The 21647-nt window shown below is 54.9% G+C and carries 1 protein-coding gene; it reads right to left on the bottom strand.

The window, feature by feature from the left end:
• Window positions 1-43 precede the first annotated feature (43 nt).
• Window positions 44-21343, bottom strand: coding sequence for a VCBS domain-containing protein (locus tag SH449x_RS25100; protein WP_482378822.1), 21300 nt, complete (start codon window positions 21341-21343; stop codon window positions 44-46).
• Window positions 21344-21647: the final 304 nt, after the last annotated feature.

Raw genomic sequence — 21647 nt, 5'->3', positions numbered from 1 at the left:
CCGTGTCGTTAGCTGTTCCGCTATCGTCGCTGACGGTGATGGTTTAAACAGCCGTGACCGTTTCGCCGTCCGCCAAGTACTGCGTGAGGCTATTAGCCAGGGCAAAATCCCAGACAATCGTGCCGTCGTTGGTACCGGTCTGCGTCAACGTCACGGCACTAGCAAGTGCTGTTGCCAAGTCTGTTGGAATCGCCGGACCGGTGGTTGAGGTGCTGGTTAAAGCTACCGAGGAACTGATGACATCGGTCTCGTCGATTTCGGCGAAGGTGACCGACCCACTGTCGGTCAGTGTCGGTGTGGAAGCATCTTCGGTGACCGCTCCGGTAACCTTCACCACAGTGATGGTTGGCGCGTCATTGGTACCGGTGATGGTGATGGTGACCGTTTCGGTATCCGTGTCGTTCTGAGAATCGGTTGCGGTAATGGTATAGGTCAGAACGAGCGATTCACCAACTGCCAAGTAATCGAACGCTTCGCTGCCCGAATGGAAATTCCAGGTGATTTGGCCCGTCTCGGTCGTTCCGTCGATAACGTTTGATTCAACCAAGGAAAGCATGGCGAGCAAGGCCGCTTCGTCTGATTGCAGTCCAGCCGTCGTACCGGAAGTCGCAACACTCGTCACCGCTGCCGTCACCGTATCGGTGGTGTTGATATCGAGAACCGATAGGGTACCGGTGCTTGTGAGGGTTGAATCGGTTTCAACCAAGGTGTCGCTGTTACTATCGCCGGTTTCGACCGTGATGTTAGGAGCAGTATTGGCCCCCGTAATGGTGACGAGCACATCTTGGGTATCGGTCGCCCCTTGGCTGTCGGTCACGGTGATGGTGTAAGTCAACGTGATCGACTGCCCTGCTGATAGGTAACCGAACGTGTAACCATCGGAATCAAACGCCCAATGGACAACTCCTGATTGGTCGGTGTTCGAAATGACGTCAGCATTGAGTGACAGCATGGCTTCGAGCTGCGCATCGCTTAGCGTCAAACCGGTAAGATCACCTGATTTGGCAAAGTTAGTAACGCCCGCCGTCACCACATCGGTGCGATCGACATCGGCCACCGATAGCGACCCAGCCGTGGTCAACGTTGCTCCCGTGACACCGAGCGTCTCTGCCGCGCTATCGCTGCCACCGATCGAGATGGTTGGCACGTCATTCGTGCCGGTGATGACCACGGTCACGTCTTGAGTCGCTGTATCGTTGGCTGTTCCGCTGTCGTCGCTGACAGTAATTGTGTAAACAGCCGTTACGGTCTCGCCATCGGCCAAGTACTGCGTGAGACTATTGGCCAGGGCAACGTCCCAGACGATCGTGCCGTCGTTGGTGCCTGTCTGGGTTAACGTCACGGCACTGGTGAGCGCGGTTGCTAAGTCCGCAGGAATCGCTGGGCCAGTCGTCGAGGTACTGCTCAACGCAACCGACGAACTGATCACATCGGTTTCGTCGACTTCGGCGAAAGTAATAGATCCGCTATCGGTCAGTGTCGGTGTAGAGGCGTCTTCAGTCACGGCGCCATTCACATCGACGACGGTAATGGTCGGCGCGTCGTTGGTGCCGGTAATCACTACCGTCACATCTTGCGTTACCGTGTTGTTTGCGGTTCCACTGTCATCCGTCACGGTAATCGTGTAAACGGCCGTGACGGATTCGCCAGCGGCCAAGTACTGAGTAAGGCTGTTAGCCAGTGCAAAATCCCAGACGATCGTGCCGTCGTTGGTGCCGGTTTGAGTTAAGGTGACAGCGCTGGCGAGCGCTGTTTCCAAGTCTGCTGGAATCGCCGGACCGGTGGTTGAGGTGTTGGTTAAAGCTACCGAGGAACTGATGACATCGGTTTCGTCGACTTCGGCGAAAGTAATCGAGCCGCTGTCCGTCAGTGTCGGTGTGGAAGCGTCTTCAGTGACCGCACCATCAACCTTCACCACGGTAATGGTTGGCACATCGTTGGTACCGGTGATGACCACGGTGACATTTTGCGTCGCCGTGTCGTTCGCCGTTCCGCTATCGTCACTAACGGTGATCGTGTAGATAGCCGTGACCGTTTCACCATCGGCCAAGTATTGTGTAAGGCTGTTGGCCAGTGCAAAATCCCAGACGATCGTGCCGTCATTGGTGCCGGTCTGCGTCAAGGTGACCGCACTGGTGAGCGCTGTTGCTAAGTCCGCCGGGATCGCTGGGCCAGTGGTCGAGGTACTGGTCAGTGCAACCGACGAACTGATCACGTCGGTCTCGTCGATTTCCGCAAACGTAACCGAGCCGCTATCGGTCAACGTGGGCGTCGATGCGTCTTCCGTGACCGCTCCGGTCACCTTCACGACAGTGATCGTCGGCACATCGTTGGTACCGGTAATCGTGATGGTGACCGTTTCGGTATCCGTGTCGTTCTGAGAATCGGTTGCCGTAATGGTATAGGTCAAAACGAGTGATTCGCCCGCGGCCAAGTAATCGAACGCTTCGCTACCCGAATTAAAATTCCACGTGATCTGGCCCGTTTCGGTCGTTCCGTCGATAACGTTTGATTCAACCAAAGAAAGCATGGCGAGCAAGGCCGCTTCGTCTGATTGCAGTCCGGCGGTCGTACCGGAAGTCGAAACACTCGTCACCGCTGCCGTCACCGTATCGGTGGTGTTGATATCGAGAACCGATAGGGTACCGGTGCTTGTGAGGGTTGTATCGGTCTCGGCCAAGGTGTCGGAATTGCTGTCGCCCGATTGGATCGTTATATCGGGGGCTGCGTTATTGCCGCTGATGATGATCGTAACGGTTTGCGTATCGATTGCCCCTTGCGAGTCGGTCACTCTAATGGTGTAAACCAACGTGATCGACTCATTCGCGCCGAGGTAATCGAACGTGTATCCGTCGGAATCAAAGGTCCATTGGACAAATCCTTCAACATTGGATCCGTCGATAATTTCTGAGTTGATCGTCAGCAACGATTCGAGCTGACTATCTGTGAGTGTTAGACCGGTGTCCTCGCCCCAACGTGTAAAGCCAGAGATCGTTGCTGTGACTTCATCGCTATAGTCAAGATCAATGACGCGTAGCGCACCTGCGGTAATCAATGTCCCGCCCGTGATCGATAGCTCGGCTTCCCAAGTATCGCTACCATCGGGCATAAACTGTGGCGAATCATTGGTGCCGGTAATCGTGATCGTCACCTGATAGGTGCCAAAGTCACCCTGCGTATCTTCGGCACGAATGGTGTAGGTCAAAGTGAGTGACTCGCCAACGGCTAGGAAGTCAAACGGTTCGCCTCTCGAATCGAACGTCCAAGTGATTGAACCCGTTTCTGTTGAACCATCAATCACGTCCGAATCGACCGTGAGCATGTCCAGGAGGGCGGCGTTATCGGGTATCAGCCCAGTGGTGGTTCCCGAGGTGACCACACTTGTAACCGTGGCAGTGACTTCGTCGGTCGTGTTGATGTCGGTAACGGTGAGCGTCCCGCTGGTAGCAAGCGTGTCATCAGTTTCGACCAGGGTGTCGTTATCTCTGTCACCAGGCTCGACAGTAATCGTCGGGGCTGTGTTGACGCCGTCAATGACAATGGTGATGTCTTGCGTGGCGGATACGTTCTGGGAATCGGTCGCCGTGATCGTATAGACCAGCGTCAAAGACTCGCCAGCACCCAAGTAGCCGAACGTGTAACCATCCGAATCAAACACCCACTCGATCGTACCCGATTGCTGAGTGTTCGAAATGATGCTGGTATCGACGAGCGAAAGAAGTGCCTCGAGTTCGGTATCGCTGAGCGCCAAACCGGCGGTGTTTCCGGACTTGCTGAAGTTGGTAACTGTAGCAGTTACCGAATCACTTCGATCGAGGTCGGCTACGCTCAAAGTGCCCTCCGTGGTGAGCGTGCCGCCGTCGACTGTCAGGCTATCGCCAGCACTGTCACTACCACCAATCGAGATTACCGGCGCGTCGTTGGTGCCGGTGATGGTAACGGTGATGTCTTGTGTGTCGAAGTCGCCTGTCGGGTCTTCGACGCGGATGGTGTACGTCAATGTCAACGATTCACCCACGGCCAAGTAATCAAAGGCCTCGCTACCCGAATTGAACGACCAATGGATCGTACCGGTTTCGGTGGTTCCATCGATCGGGGTTGAATTGACAGTCAACATCGCTAGAAGAGCGGCGTTGTCGCTGATCAATCCATTGCTGTTGCCGGCAGGAATGACGCTGGTTACCGTCGCGGTGACCGTATCGGGTAAATCGAGGTCGGTGACAGTTAACGATCCTGCCGCCGTGATCCCAGAATTCGTTTCTGCGATTGTCTCGTTGGCACTGTCATTCACACCGATCGTAATCTCAGGCGCATCGTTGACACTCGTCACAAAAACATCACGAGTGAACTCGATACTGTTGGCTTCGCCGTCATTGACTTGGAAGGAGACGGTACGAATTGCCTCGGATGGAAAGTTGCTGGTGTTGTGATAAGTGACACTTCTCAGGGCGGATTGGTATTGCTCGATTGTGGCGGCCCCTGTCAAGGTCAGCGTGCCGTTGACTGCATCCCAACTGCCGGTGATTCCCAGTTGATTGGTGAAACTCAACACGTCTTGTCCAGCAACAAAGTTGTCTTGAATTCGAATCACTGCTGATAACAAATGTGTGCTATCAATATCCCCGAGATTCAGTTGATTGTGGATCGTAATGGGGGGATCTTTTTCGGTGTAACTGATGGGGGTGACGTTTTCGACAACAGCCTTGACCGAGACATTATCCAAATAGCCCCGCACCCCGGAGTGACTCGTTGACTCGTCAGAGAAGACTATCGTGGTTGTCGTATCAGTCGCCACAAATCGGAAGGTATATGGCTGCAGCGTGTCGGCTTCTACTCCGGAAGTAATGACGGTGTTGAGAGGGGATTCTGAACCTTGGATCTGGAGTCGCAAGGATTGGCTCTGCGTTGAACTGAAGTCCCCGTATTGAAACGTGATGTAATAGACTTGGCCGGGAACCGTGTTTAGTGTTTGCGAAATCTGACCGTTGATTCCTCCGCCGAAGCCACCAAACCGGACGAGACCAGCACTATAACCGACATTGCCCGATGCGACCCAACCGTCGAGTTCCGCATCGAAAGTGCCGTTGTCGACCTGGTTAGCTCCCAAGAACTCGGGAGCATCATTGACCGGGGTGATCTGCTTGATCGCAGTTGCGATACTTGCACTAAACGCGGTCGTTCCGCCATTAGCGGAAACATCAACTCCCGACTGGCCGTTGCTTCCATCGGTTTGGTCCCAGCCTCGGAATGTGATGCTTGCCTCTCCAAAGTAGTCTAAGCGTGGTTCGAATCGCACCAGAGCAGTTGTGTCCAACAACAGAGCCGAGCTATCGTTGGCTCCGGCAATTGAGACACCAGCGTCGGCTATCGAAACCCAGGTATCCCCGTCCAGCGAGTAGAACCAGATACCGTTATTGTTATCAATTCCGGTGATCGCAATTCCTTGGACCGCACCGTTATCCACATCGGTAAAGACACCAGAACCAGCACTAGCAATCAAATCGGCGATCGTTGTTCCCGAGTTGGCCGCAGAATGGGTGTCTTCGGCAATCGGGGTGAAAGTGAAGTTGCCACCTAGATTCACGACTGGCGCATCATTCACGTCAGTCACCGTTAAATTAACGGTCCCGATCGCGTTGCTGAGGGAGGTTGTGCCCCCATTGTTAGTCGAACTGGTATCGACTTTGGTCCCGGCAGTACCAGCGGTTTGGTCCCAGGCTCGAAAGGTGAAGCTTGCGTTTGTTCCATTTTCCCCATCGGGAACAAAACGGACCAAGTCGCTGTCTCGCAGCAACAGGGCATTGCCGTTCAAGACATTGCCTACGTTCTGCCAAGTCGATCCGTCGTCCAGTGAGTATTGCCAAGTACCGTTGCCGGTCGTCGTTCGAATGGCAATCCCCCGCAACGAATCGGGGCCATCGACATCATTGATCGGGTTGCCACCGTTCGAGGCCAAGATTGCGGCCACTGATTGTCCGGGATTACTCAGATCATCTTCTGTGATCGTCGTCATTGAAAACGGTTGACTGTTATTCAAAGTCGGTGCGTCGTTGACATCCGTCACCACAATCTCAGCCAACGCGTCACTCGTACTGAACGCCGTTGTCCCGCCATTTACGGAGGAGTCCACCTTGGTTCCTGCTGTCCCGCTGGTTTGATCCCAGCCGCGGAAAGTAAAATGGGCGATGGTGCCGGTTTGTCCGTTGGGAACGAATCGAATTAGGTCGCTTTCTCGCAACAGCAACGCGTTAGAGTCCGACACGGCACCGACATTGATCCAAGTGCTGCCTCCATTGATCGAATATTGCCAACTGCCATTGCCGCTGTTCAGGGCGGTGATCGCCAAGCCTTGCACAGCCCCAGCGTCCTGGTCGGTGATTCCGCCAATCCCACCCGAGGCGATGATCGAAGCGACCGTTTGTCCGGTATTATTGAGTTGGTCTTCGGTAATTGAATGGAGCGTAAATGTGGCCACTGGATCGATGACCGGTGCATCGTTGGTGTCGATGATAGTGACCGTCTTGATCTTCTCGAACCAGGTACCTTCCAAGTCGGTTGCCCGCACGGTGATCTGATGGGAGCTGGCGATTTCGTAATCGATCAAGCTGGCGTTCGCAACGAAAATCTGGCCAGTCGCCGCTTGGATTGTGAACCGTCCCTCGGCATCATCTTCCAGGGTATAAGTCAGCACATCGCCAGAATCAAAATCTAAACCGACCACCGTTCCAACAAGCATGCCGTCCGTACCGTTTTCGGCAACCGACAAACCGGTCGTAGTGATCTCATGCGGTGCGTCGTTGGCCCCTTGGATCGTGATCGTTATTTGCGTGGTGCTGGTCAGACCTCCACTGTCGGTAATCGTGTAGGTAAAGACATCGGTTAGCGTGTCGTCCGCAGTACGGAGGGCTTGCACATCGGCATGGTCGTTGTTGAGGGTGTAGGTGTAGGAACCGTCTTCTGCGATGGTGATGCTGCCGAAGGAACCGGAGATCGGGGTATCGACAGGCCCGGCGCCTAAAGGCTGGACACCAGCGCTGACACCGATCACGGTCTTGGTGTCGCCTGCGTCGGGATCGGTATCGTTGGTCAGGACGTTGCCCGTTGGGTTCGTGCCTCCGGTTCCGTTGGCGATGCCACCAGCCTCCACTGCGATGGCTGAATCGGGATTGGCAACGGGGGCGTTGTTGTTGACAGTTACGGTCAACATTTGTGTGGTTGCGGTCCCTACGCGCACGGTCGCTTCTTGAGCAATCTCTTCTGCCGTCAAAGCTCGATCAAAAATCGCTACCCGATCGATACCTCCATTAAAGGCGCGAATCGGATTGGTGTCCTGCAAGCGACCAATGTTGTAATCCAGGTCGGCCCACATCCCCGAGGTGGTCGCTGCGCTGCCAACCATTTCTCCGTTGACGTACAAGAACATCTCAGTGCCCGCTCGCACCGCCGTCACCTGCATCCAGTCTCCATTGGCGTAATCGGGCAGATTGACAATGATATTGTCACCTCCCACCGTTCCACCATTGGGACGATTGAGGAACCTCAGATTGCCATCGAGTTGGAACTCGATCAACGATCCCTGACCAGTCCCATTGTACAAAGTCACCACGGCCCCTCGATGAATCGAATCGGGACGTGCCCAGAACGAAATCGAATAGTCACTTATTAAACTAAGCGGTGCAACCGAGTCACTATTGAGATAATTTTCTGTTCCGGCCAACTCGGCGATACCGTCGGTGAATGGAACCGGGCCTACTTCCGTTAAATCGCGATTGTTCCCGGAGCTATCAGCCAGTGGATTGATTCCATCGAACTCATAAGCGGCCAAGGCGCCACTGGCGAAGGGGGTATTGGCCCGAGCTGTGACGCTGAGCACGATTTCAGATCCGTCATTGAGCGGCGGAGTGATCGTCAAACCAACCAAGTCGGCTTCGGTCAAATACCAAACGCCCCCTCCCAGATCGTTTCCAGCCGACAGCGTCGCGCCAGCAGGCACACCGCTGATCGTCAAATAGATCGTTTCGTCACCGGCCAGCGACGTGCTGCTGACCGCGATATCCAGTGGTATAGCCGTGTTCAAACCGCCGCTGGCATCGACGGTGAGCAGTGTCGGTGCATCGGCCGTATTGGCGATCGAGATACCGAAATCACTCGATACGTCCAGCCCACCACTGTCCGTCGCCGTAACGCGAACGTTGATCGTTCCAACATCTTCGTTCAGCGGTGTTCCACTAAAGGTTCCGGTGGCAGGATCGAACAACAGCCAGCTTGGTAACGGATCACCATTGGCCAGCGTAGCTGTGTACGTCAGCGTATCACCAGCATCGACGTCAGCAAACGTATTGGCTGGAATCGTGAAACTGAACGGTCGATCTTCGACGGCCCACTGCGATTGCAGGGGATTTTCAATGTTCGGTGCGTCGTTGGTACCGGTGACCGTTATTGTGACTGTGTTCTGCGAAGTCGCGCCGTGGTTGTCTTCTACTTCGTAAACGAATGTCACGTCGCGGGTTTCACCCACTGCCAAGTCTTGGAAGTCGCTGCCTGGATTGAACGTGTACGAACCATCGGCGTTGACCACGACCGAACCTTCGCTGGGGCCGGTCACCAGCGTGAAAGTATGCGTATCGCTGGTGTCAACATCGGTGGCGATCAGTTGCCCGGTGACTGCTGGGCCGTCCTCGATGGCTGCGTTGACTCCCGCCTGAGAAATCGGTGCGTCGTTGGTTCCCGTTACGACAATCGTAACTTGTTTTGCATCGGTCAAACCTGGGGAGTCTACCACCTCGATCGTGTAGGTTAACACCAGTGATTCACCTACCGCCAAGAAGTCAAACGCTTCGCTGCCGGAATCGAAAATCCAAGCGATCTGACCTGAAGTCGAAGCGCCATCGATGATATCCGTATTGATCGCCAGCATCGCCAATAGGGCGGCGTTATCGGATAGCAATCCGCTGGTGGTTCCTGAGGCAATAGCGCTCGTGACACTGGCAGTCACGGTGTCGGCAATGTCGACATCGGTTACCGTCAACGTGCCTTGTGTTTGAAGCGAAGGGTTGGTTTCGACAAGGGTAACCGCATCCAAATCGCCTGGTTCGACCGTGATCACGGGAGCATCATTCACATCGGTAACGGTCAACTGAGCCGTTGCGGTGGCAGTGCTATAGGCCGTCGTGCCACCGCCAACTCCGGGGTCTGCATAGGCTGGCGATCCGTTGGTCGATGCGGTGCCGCTGGTTTGATCCCAAGCTCGGAACTCAAACGTGGCTGTCTCGCCGTTGATGCCGTTGGGGATGTAGCGAATCTGGCTGGTCGAGGTGAGCAATAGGGCATTGGTGCTGCTGACCGAAGTGATTTCGTTCCAGGTGGTGCCATCGGTCGAATACTGCCAAGTGCCATCGCCTGAGATGGCTGTGATAGCCAGTCCCGATAGTGCCCCATCATCCACATCGGAATAGCCAGCACCTGCGAGGAAGCTACTGACCGTTACTGGAATCGATGCCGTGTTTTCGTCGGTCGTTCCGATCGAGAACGGAGTGGAGATAACTATAGGCGCATCGTTGATATCGGTGACCAAGATGGAAGCCACATCGGTATCGGTACTGAACGCCGTGGTGCCGCCGTTGACTGACGCATCGACCTTCTGCCCAGCCGATCCGCTGGTTTGATCCCACGCCCGGAAGGTAAACTCGGCCGTGGTGCCATTTTCGGCATTGGGTACGAAGCGGATCAGGTCGGTGCTGCGCAGGAGTAACGCGGAGTCATCGGCGACGGTGCCGACGGCGAGCCAATTGGTGCCGCCGTCGATCGAGTATTCCCAAGTGCCATTGCCGCTGGTGAGCGACGTGATGGCGATCCCTTCCACGGAACCGTTATCAACATCCGTAATGCGATCGCCACCGGCGGAGTTGATGATCGAAGCGACGGACTGGCCCGCGTTGTTGGTGTTGTCTTCGGTGATCGAGGTCAGCGTCATGTCACCGCTGTTTTCGAGCACCGGGGCATCGTTGACGCTGGTGACATTCACGGTGATCGTGTCGGTGGCGATGCTGAAGGCAGTCGTGCCACCGGTTGTCGACACGTCCGCCAGTCCGCCTGCGGTGCCGGACGTTTGGTCCCAAGCGTGATAGGAAATCAGGGTGGTGCCGCCGTTGGTGGTGCTGGGCGTGAACCGCATCTGGTCGGTCGCCCGCAACAGCAGTGCGCTCGTTGGCGATACGCCGCTGACCGTGATCCAGTCGGTGCCGTTGATGCTGTACTGCAGCGTTCCGCCATCGAGCGAAAGTCCCGTGATCGCGATCCCTTCGACCGCACCGGGATCGGAATCGGTGACACTTGAGCCCAATAGCGATGCGATTGTCGCGGTGAACGGCGAGCCGTCTTCGACCAGTGGCAATGTTGGTGCGAATGGGGTTAGAACTGGCGCGTCGTTGACGTTTGTGATGGTGAAGTTGAAGGTGCCTGAAGATGCCGTGCCACTTCCGTCGTCGACGGTGAACGAGAATGAGTCGGTCGGACTTTCCGAGTCGTCGTGATCGTAGGTGACGAGACCAGCGTCGATGTCGGCTTGGGTGAAGGTGTTGCCGGCGGTGAGCGCCGTGCCGCTCAATCGCAACGCACCGTTGGTCGGCAGCGCCGTGACGGCGTAGACGAGTTGGCTGTCGGTGTTGTCAACGTCGGTCGTTTGCAGCATCGCGGAGGTGATGACGTTGGCGGTTGAACCTTCATCGACGGTGGTGCCGGTGTTGGTCGCGATTACTTGTTCGTCGTTTCGACCTTCGATGGTGATCGTGATTTGGGTGGTGCTGGTCAGCCCGCCCGAATCTTCCATTGTGTAGGTGAAAACGTCTTGCAGTGACTGGCCGACGTTGAGTGCTTGGACGGTGGGGTTGTCGTTGTCGAGGGTGTAGGTGTAGGTGCCGTCGGCAGCGATGGTGATGGTGCCGTAGGTGCCGGTGACGGGGGTGGATACAGGGGAGTCGCCTAAAGGCTGGACACCAGCGCTGACACCGACAACTTCTTTCGTATCACCCGCGTCGACGTCGGTGTCGTTGTCCAGGACGTTGCCGGTTGGGTTGGTGCCCGCGGTGCCGTTGGCAACGCCGCCGGCTTCGACGGCGATCGCAGTATCGGCGACGGCGACAGGCGCGTCGTTGACGGCATTGATTGTCATCGAAACGGTTGCGGTTTCGGTTTGGATAATCGTTTCAAAACCGGTGATGTTGTCGACTCGGAAGCCGGTTGGCCCGCCGGTATCGCGAACCACAAAAGTCAGCGTGTTGAGACCTGCTTGATAGAAGTTGAAGTTAGCGGCGTTGAGATTGAAGTCTCCAAGCGTCATAAAGGTGTCATACGTCAAGCCAGTGGATTGGCCATTGATCAGGATGTTGTCAAGATAATTGTCGGTACCGACGGAAAGGCTAAGCAGGATGCTGGCAAGGTCAGCATCCGCACTGATGCTAAATGACGTTTGGTAGTGGTAGGTATTGTTGGATGGCGACAACTGTGGACGCAGCCACTGCGAGTTCGAATCGTTGGCTACGTAGGTATGCGGTTGACCCGCATAAACAACGGCATTATCTCCTGCAACGGGTGCTAACGCGAGCGTGTAGTTTGCATCGATGACGTTGCCCGCGATCAGCGTCCAGTCTTGGTTCACACCGGTATTGAACAGACCCGCAATTTGTTGCGTGTTGCGAGAGGTAACGTCGATCGTGAAACTGTCGCTGCCGTTGGCGTTACTATTGGGTGTATAAGTATAAGTTCCATCGGGATTGACGACGACATTTCCAAGCGTTGCATTGGTGCCAAGGGCATATTCGATCGATGTCGCGTCGGCGTCGGTGGCAACATACGTTCCGTTGAAGACGATATCTTCGTCGGTGGTTACGCTGATGTTGTTTGCGACGAGCGCGTCTTGGACGCTCAATACGATGATCGTCGATTTTGCCGCCAGCGATGCGAGACCACCTGAGTCGATAACGCTAAACGTGAATGCTCGCGCGCCAGCGGTTGGGATTTCGCCAAGGTCTTCATAGGTGATACCGCGGATCAGCGTTTGCAGATCGGCGGTCGAAACAATACCGCCGCCGGTTTGCGTGATGGTTACCAATCCCGTGGATGCGGTGTAGTTGATATCGAACGAGGTTCCACCAACTGTGATATTCGTGAACGATTGGTTGGCGTTCAGCGGAAAGTCTTGGCCCGCGATCGTCAGGCGTTCGTTGGCTCCGTCAAGGTTTCCGGTGACGGTGATGCGAAGCTCGGTCAAATCCGCTTCGCCCAAATCGCTGAGCACCGCGTCGCTATTGACAACGCTGATCGCCGGATCGTTTTCGGTGAAGACCGCTAAGTAACCGAGTCCACCTGACGAAGCGTTCAGATCGAGCGTCGGAGCGTCGTTGGCACCTTCGATGGTGATCGTGATTTGCGTCGTGCTGGTCAGTCCGCCCGAGTCTTCCATCGTGTAGGTAAAGACGTCTTGCAGTGACTGTCCGACGTTGAGTGCTTGGACGGTGGGGTTGTCGTTGTCGAGGGTGTAGGTGTAGGTGCCGTCGGCGGCGATGGTGATGGTGCCGTAGGTGCCGGTGATGGGGGCGGATACAGACCCGGCGGCTAAAGGCTGGACACCAGCGCTGACGCCGACCACGGTCTTGGTGTCGCCAGCGTCGGGATCGGTGTCGTTGGTCAAGACGTTTCCGCTTGGGTTAACGCCGGCAACGCCGTTGTTCGCTCCGCCCGCCTCTACGGCGATAGCGGTATCGGCGACGGCAGTGGGCGATTCGTTGACATCGTTAAGATTGATCGTAACGGTTTTATCGAACGTCAATCCGGCTGGGTCGATGGCGCGGACGGTGATCGTGTGTGAGGAACTTGCTTCGAAGTTTAGTAAGCTGCCGTTTGCGACGGTGATTTCTCCGTTCAAGCTGTTAATGGCAAAGCGTCCGTCTGCGTCGTCGAGCAACTGGTAAGTCAGGCCTACCGACATGACCGCCAAGTTATCGATTCCATATGACTCATCATTGATATCTTGATCAAGCGTAGAGCCGAAGCCGACTTTCAGCTCTGTTCCTGGGTCGGTAATCGTTAGCGATAGTCGAATAGTCTGATCAGGCCAGTGACCGAAACCCGTGTTGACATAGGTACTCGAAGGCACTGCCGTCCAGGTGACGTTACCGGACGAACCACTGGCTCCACTGAAAGCAAGTTGGACGAATGAAATCGAGACTACTTGATTATCATTGATGAAAACAAGGAAGTTCTCTCCATCCCAGGAATCCAAACGATAAAGGTCAAACTCGACCGTTGCCGGGTTCGATCCGTTAGAGAAGTTGAATGTCTTGCTGACCGCTTGCGTGCCATCGCTTCCGCCGAAACGTCCGAGGAAACGAGTGAAGCCTGTCGCATTGGTGGTCGTGTTGTTCGACCAACCCGTGGCACCGGACTCGAAATCCTCGAAGAACCTTTCGGTATTCGTACTTTCATGATCGAGTCCGACAATGGTTCCAACCACCGTTCCTGTGGCTACGTTTTCGTCAACGCTCAGCGGTCCTCCTATGATGTCGTATGGAGCGTCGTTAAGGCCTTGGATCGTGATGGTGATCTGCGTCGTGCTGGTCAGGCCGCCGCTGTCTTGCATCGTATAGGTGAAGGTGTCGGTCAGTGACTGGCCGACATTGAGCGCTTGGACGGTTGGGTTGGTGTTGTCGACCGTGTAGGTGTAGGTGCCGTCTGCGGCGATGGTGATGGTGCCGTAAAGGCCGGAGACAGGGGAGGATGCTGGGGAGGCGCCTAAAGGCTGGACACCAGCGCTGACTCCGATCACTTCCTTCGTGTCGCCCGCGTCGGGGTCGGTGTCGTTGGTCAAGACGTTGCCGGTGGGGTTCACCCCGGCGGTGCCGTTGTTGGTGCCGCCTGCTTCGACGGCGATGGCGGTGTCGGGATTGGCTGTGGGGGCTTCGTTGACGTTGCTGACGTTGATCGTCATCTGTTCGTCATAGGAGTTTCCGAACGCGTCGGTGACCTGGACGGTGATCGTGTGCGCGGTGGCGGTTTCAAAGTCCAACAGCGATCCGTTGGCGACGGTGATTTCACCCGTGGTGGCATCAATCGCAAAACGCCCGCCGGCATTGTCAGTCAGCGAGTAGGTGTAGGTCGTTCCAGAGATCGGATGCGCCGTGAAGACCATTCCCACCCGCGTCCCGTCGATGGCGTTCTCGACAACTCGGAATTGGTTGTTTTGTTGGTAGAGTGCACTGACATCTTCTGCCGACATCACACCTCGAGCGATGAGAAAATTATCAATGGCGCCATCTAGATAGGCGTCGCTCCAGTTCGAGCGACCGATGAAGTTATTTACCCGCACTGTCTCAGTAAGTGCAACGGCCGCTCGAGTCGCAGCCTGCACACCGTTTACGTACAGTACCATATTACCATTGCCATCAATTGTCGCGGCAAAGTGAAGCCACGTACCATTGGTTATTGCCCCAACAGCTGTGGCGCGATGCGTGAAGACTCCGTTTTGCTCGATGGTGAAGGTCAGGTCGTTACTAGTGCCGAGACGACCGACGTAAATATTATCGATCCCAATTGCATTGGGGCCACCAAAATCGAACACACGTTGCCAGCTACCAGTCGTGTCGAATCGAACCCAGCCAGCGAAAGTCATCGCGCCACCGGTGCTGAGACCGGCGATATCACCGTATTGGTTGGTGCCGTTGAAGTCGATCGCCTCACTACCACTGGGTCCGGTCGTTTGTGTCGGATTATTGAAGAGCGTGATTGGCTGGTCATCCCCAGCGTCATCGCGGCCTAGATTGTTCGAATCGGTGAAGCTGTAGTAGCCAATGACGTTGCCATTGTCTATGGTTGGCACGGCGAAAAGATCGCGAGGCTGGTCATCCACGTCGATCAGCGAAATCGTCATGATTTGACTGAAGCTCGCGCCTAGTGCATCGGTCACTTGTACAGTGATTGTATGGCTGGTTTGCGTTTCATAATCGAGCAGTGTTCCATTGGCGACCGTAATCACGCCGGTACTCGCATCGATAGTAAACGCACCAGCGACCGTTTGCGAGGTGATCGAGTAGATCAATGCATTGGTGGAATCCAGTACTGCATCAGCATTCCATTCGATGACATAGCCGAGGGAAAAACCATTATTGGTTGAATCGAGCCAACGACCATCGGAGGGGCGGAGACGCATATAGTCATCTGCGGGAACCGTCTCACTCGGCTCCGAAGGGGTCCAATTGGTGTAAGCACCATCGATGCGATAGCCTCCCACGCCGCCTTGCCAGAAATATTGATCATCATTTCCGTCAACAACCCACCGCCATTCCCCTTCGACAGTTCGATCCGTGGCGCCTATCCAAATCTCACCGCCGTGCAATATTGCCAATGACCAAACAATCTGATTTTCCGCGGCAGACTGGATGGTAACAAGATTACCAGACACCCCGCCCAGTGTGACTGATTGTGCCGCACTAAGCGCAGTGGTCCAAGAAACGTTCGTGCTAACCAGTTTATAGAAGCTGCCCGTTTCAGCGCTGTATCGTAGCGACGGATCAGCGGCCAGGAGTTGTTGAATGCGAGCTTCTCTTTCCGCGTCAAAACCGTAGACGGTCCCCACCACCGTACCAGCGGTAGCGTTCTCCTGCACGGCCAAATAGAGGTTGGTGGAACTTGCAGTAAAGCCAGGCGCATTGATGGTTTGCAAGGTCAGGTTGTTGCCGCTGACCGTATCGGTGACGACTCCACCTGTTGACAGATCGTTGAAGGTCCAGTTGGCTCGCAGGTTAGGCTCAAAGTACGGAACCGTGTTGTCGTAGTTGTTTGCAATCTGGGCTGCCGTTCTGACTCCAGAAAAGATCCGTGCGTCATAGAACGTCCCATTGAAAGCTTGTGCCGGGTCATAGCCACCACCCACGGAATCCTGATCGTTACCCAGCACCAAGGTACCGCCGCCGGCCAGCGTGGCGGCATTGCGGAAGCCCGTGCCACTGGCGAATAGAACGCCATCGAGGTACATCGCCCAATTTCCGCCGGCGTTGGTCCAGGTCACGCTAAGCGTATGTTGGCCGGTACCCACCAGAGAATTGAAGTCGATGGCGCTTGAGGTAACTCCAATTCCCTTAAGAAGCAGCCTAACACTGCCATTGGCGAGTGTGCTGAGGTACACCTCGTTGTCCGTGCCGGGCACCGCGTAACTGAGGAAGGTGTGCTGAACATTTGCCTCCGACAACGAAAACTGGAACTCCATCGACAGCGACGTTAACCCTCCGAGAATGGCACCTCCGTTATCAGCCACGAAGATTGTGTCCGTGCCGCCTCCCTGGTTGATCTGCACGCCACCAGTCGTGGAATTGGTAACTTGTAGAGCGGATGGGGCAAGATTGACGAATGCGGCTGCAACGGCCAGCGCGAATTCGGACGTGTTATTCGTCGTCAGGTCGGTGGCGGTCATCGAGATGAATTCGCCGTCGGCGACTGAAACGCCATTAAGCGTTTGATCAAACGTCACATTCCCGCTGCCATCGGTGGTGACGTTAAACGTACCGAGATAACGTTGTCCTTCACCGTGACCACTGGCATCGGCGGCCGTACTAGCGAAGACCTCGATTCGGAACGATCGACTAGCGACGCTGTTGAGATTTCCTTGAACTGTAAGTCCGAGAACGGAGCTTTGTGCCGCAGAAACTACAGGGAAATTCTGTAGGCCGTTCGGACCGGTATCAGCATCGCCTACATCATTGGCGGTTACTCCAAATCCATTTTGAGAGCCACCGACCAAGTTGATACCAAGGCCTGTATTGCTGTAGATACGATTCCCCAGGATGGCGTTTCCTGTTCCAGCGGTACTGTCGATGCGCACGCCATCACGGCCGTTGAAAGCGATGGTATTCCCAGCCCCAGGGATAGTACCACCGATCGAAACATTGCTGGCTCCATTGGTAATGAAGATGCCGTCGATCGAGTTGCCCAAATCTACTAAACCCGTGGAGTTGGTGCCGACGAAATTGCCATAGATCCAGACGTTGGCTGTAGTCGCGCCGTTGACTTCGATACCGGCGAAAGCGCTGCCACCGATGACATTTCCAGCTCCCGCGCCCGCACCACCGATGACAATCGATGCCGCTCCGCCGCCGATCCAGATCCCCTGGGCTCCATTTCCTAATTTAGCCGTGGCTGTCGCGTTGACACCGATCAAGTTCCCCTGCACGGTCACATTCGAAGTTCCCGCATCGGAGATTGTGATTCCGTCATTGCCATTGCCCGAGATAACGTTGCCCGCGCCGGCAGCGCTACCTCCAATGGTGTTGTACTGGGCTCCAAACCAAACGGCGATGCCAGCTCCAGCATTTCCGACCGCGTTCATACCTGTCGCATCGGTTCCAATATAGTTGCCCTGCACCACGTTGAGCGTTGCGCCGGCCCCCTGAATCACAATTCCTCGGGAACTATTACCAGAGATGACGTTGCGGCCGGCAACTGTTCCGTTGCCAATCTGCGTGCCGCTGGCGTCAGAGATCCGAATACCATCCGTGCCGTTGGCCAGTGCCGTGGTGCCCGAGACATCCAGCCCGATGTAGTTGCCTCGAATCAAGGCACCCGTCGATCCATTACCAACATAAACTCCCATTCCTAAGTTGCCTGAGATCAGGTTGTCAACCAGAAGATTACCAGTTCCGGCACCCCAGAAGGAAAATCCACCGCTGGTATTGCCGATAGCGGCAGTACCGGCGGCATTGGTGCCGATGTAGTTCCCGGAAATGGTGTTATTGATGGATGTAGCGTCCCATATTTCGACGCCGAAATGATTGTTGCCCGAAAAGACGTTGCGAGCCCCGGAAACACTCACGTTGCCAATCTGGTTTCCTGACGATCCGTTGGAGAGTACGAGTCCGCTTTGAGCCACACTGTAGGTCGTCCCGTTCAGATCGGCGGTGCCGGCTGCGTTGGTGCCGACGTAGTTGCCGTACACAAAACTATTGTCAACGTTATCAAAGAGGATTCCAAACGCCCCATTGGCTGAAATCACGTTGCGGTGATTGGCGGTCGTACCGCCAATGATTAACCCTTGACTGCCGCCAGCCCAGATACCCAAGGCAGAGTTCCCAAGAGCTCCTGTGCCCGCAGCATTCACACCGATGTAGTTCCCGATGATCTGCGTATTGTGGGCACCACCCCCCACGACCATTCCGTTATTCGTGTTACCCGAGATCACATTACGGTCGTTGGCCCCCGTGCCGCCAATGATGTTGCCGGTTCCACCCCAAATGTTGATCCCTTCAAAATTTCCTGCCGCAGCAGTCCCTGCCGCGTTGGTACCTAAATAGTTGCCAACAATCAAATTGTTGTTGGAGGTAATGTTGATTCCTGCAGAGCCGAATCCTTGAATGTTCAAACCTCGAATCGTGCTACCGCTACTGCCACCTTCTAAAGAGAGGCCAATTTGCCGACCCGCTCCGGCGACCAATGAGATCAAAGGAGAACCGATGTATCCGGGCTGAGTCGAGGCGTCAATGATGACCGCCTGAGTCAGTGCGGCCAGATCGCTGCCGGTCACTGTAATGATCTGGGCACCCGTGTTGATACTAAAATAGATTCGGTCGGGTCCACCGGTACCGTTGGCCGAATTGTTGGCGGCCAGAATCGCTTCACGCAGGGATATCTGTCCATCGGCACCACGGTTGTTCAACAGCGCTGCGATGCTACTGGTATCGCCGTCGGCCGTGTTGCTGGTGGTGGTGACAGTAAGTGTACTAAAGTTGGTTGTTGTGTATCGCTGCAGGAAGATACCTTGGTTGTCACCGGTGCCCCTGCCCCCCCAACTCACCACAGCCGAGTTACCATGAAACGCTACGGAGGGTGTGCTCTGGTTATTGGCTGTTGTGGTGTTCACCAGGACTTGACCGCCAATTCTGGTACCGGCACTGTCAAACTGTTGTGCCCAGACGCTGGTGCCCGAACCATCGGCCGCCGAGTCTTGCCAGGTCACAATAAAATCGCCGGCGGCGTTCATGTCGATATGTGAAAATTGCTGGTTATTGGCTGTCAGCGTATTGACCAACACGTCACCCGTCAGGGCTGTTCCCGACGCATCGAACCGCTTCATGTAGATGCCGTCACCCGAACCATCCTGGTTGGCACTGGTCCAGGTGATGACAAAGTTTCCGTTGGAATCCGAAGAGATGGAAGAATACCCCTGATTCCCGGTCGTGAACGTGTTGACCAGGAACTGGTTGGCTAGAGCCGTTCCCGAACTGTCAAACATTCGAGCGTAAACACCTGTACCGTTTCCATCGTTGACCGAATCGCTCCAGGTGACAATGAAGGAACCATCGTCGCGAACTGCGATATCGCGGGAAATCTGAGTGCCGGACGTCAGATTATTGACTTTTGTATTGGCACCTTCAGCAACTCCGCTGGAGTTGTATCTCTGGAAGTAGATGTCGGTGTCGGCTGCACTCTGAAAGGCAACCACAAACGACCCATCTGCGGCGAAATCGGCGGAGTGATAATCCTGCGCGCCAGCAAGCGTGCTGACCATCGTTTCGCCCGTCAGGGCCGTTCCGTCTACATTAAACAGTCGCATATAGACTTCGTAATTTCCCGAGCGGTTGTCGCTCCAGGTGACCACGAAGGTTCCATTGTCGGCCATCGCCACGTTGGTCCAGTCCTGCAACGAAGACTGCGTCGAGTGAACCATGAACTCGTTGACTCGAACCGAGCCATCGGCATTGTATACCTTGGCATAGACATCCATGTTGCCTGAGCGTTCATCAAACCACGTCACCACGTATCGTCCGGACGCATCCATGGCCAAATGCTGACCTACTTCGGGGGTGACGTTCTGAAGGCTGGCCGTCGCCCCATTGACCAGCGTCTCCCCACCCACTGCCGTCAAATCCAACGTTCCATACCAATTAGCCATTACATCGGCAGAGAAGACCAACTGAGCGTCAATCTGCCCGATGGAAAACTCGAGCACCCAGTTACCGCCCAGGTCGGCATGGCCAGTGATGTCCTCGCTGGCTGCGATATCGGCTCCGGTCCACTCTGCAATTAGATGCAGAATCGTTATGCCTTCTTCGCTGCCGGCTAGTTCACACGCATAGAAAAGAATATCTGCATCTGCGGCGAGGATTCCGCTCCAAGCGTTAAATTCGGCTTCTCTTGCTACCATCGCAGCATAGTCAAACCATGTACTGCCGAGCTTGAATGCAAGATTCGTACCGTGACTAATAAAATGGATCGCATCGACCGGTTGAGATAGTGTCGCTAGGTGCACATTGACCTGCTCCAAACCGTCCTGGTCGGCACTGATCACGAAGACGAAGGTTTGGATGCCGTCTAGTTCACGATTGGTGAGGTCGAGGAACAGTGTTTCAAAATCCTCGATACCCTCGTCGAGGAACACCACTTCGATACGAGTGCTTGTAACCTCAGACGAAACGATCGGCATGATCAATACGTTCGAATCGATATGCCCCGACCGGTACTCATGCGCCCAGGTATGGTGAGTGAAATTCTCATCGATCGACTTCGTCAGTACTAAAGCGTCTGCGTTGGCTGTTGCCGCGATGTGACTAACTAACGCATCAAAATCAAGGGAATCACTGTCTACACTTCCCAGAGTATTGACGTAAAAAATGATGTCGGCCTGCGAGTTTAGGCTTGCCTGCCAATTTTCGAAATAGATGTCAAATTGCGAGATTCCATGACTATCTAGCCAATCACTACCAAACTCAATACCGTGCTGATCGCTCTGGGAAAAAATATGAATGGCATCGATCTGCTCGTATTCTGCAAGCAAGGCTTCGATCTGCGCAAAGCCACTCTCTAACCGATCGATGACAAAAACATCAAACTGAACCTCGATCTCACTATTTATTGACTCAAAGGAGGCGAGGATGTCAGTCGAGGAAAAGAGATCCCCCTGAATCAGGATTAGCTCTCTTCGTGACGTACCGCTGGACGCCTGGGTTGTCGACTCCTCAACATCGCCAGAAATCGAATCGCTCGGGAATTCTTCGAGCGAGATATCATCACAACACTCTTGTTCGACATATTGATCAAAATAGGCTTGGGCCGCCTCAATCAATTCTGGGGACACACCTGAATCAACAGGTTCGATCTCTGCTCCGTCCAGCATAGCCATCGGTGTGGCACTGTACAGAATGCGATCCTCTAGAAGAATCGCATCGACTTCATTCGGGTTCGGAATAGGCTCCAGACGCAGGAAGTTGTCAATCCAGGTTTCTATCTTCTTCCAGTAGGTATCGCTTATACTTTGAGCAAACGTAGAAAGCTTGTCCTTTGTTAGATTCGTTATCTTGTTCACCGCTGTGCCTCTGCCATGAATCGGAGCCATACTGGTTCCGTAACGGCTACTACCCGTTTGTCTAATCAGGTAAATTGCACCGAAAGCTCTATCAACTAGCTAAGGTAGATCGATGAAGTCGAGCTGCAGACTTATGACGAATGTATAGGTTTGCACGCGCTTAGCGTTTAGGCCAGCAGCAGATGATCTCTCAGGCGATCGTCAGAGTGAGATAACTAGGTAGAATAATGGCCGTGAGGGCGCCGGAGCCCCACCGGAGGGCTAGCGCCAAGACCGCTTACTATTGGCTTCGCGATGCGAAGCA

The organism is Brakhagea baltica (assembly GCF_052161605.1).
In the GTDB taxonomy this organism is placed as follows: Bacteria; Planctomycetota; Planctomycetia; order Pirellulales; family Pirellulaceae; genus JBKCUI01.
The sequence above is the reverse complement of the archived record's forward strand: the minus strand, read 5'-3'. Positions and strand labels throughout refer to the sequence as shown.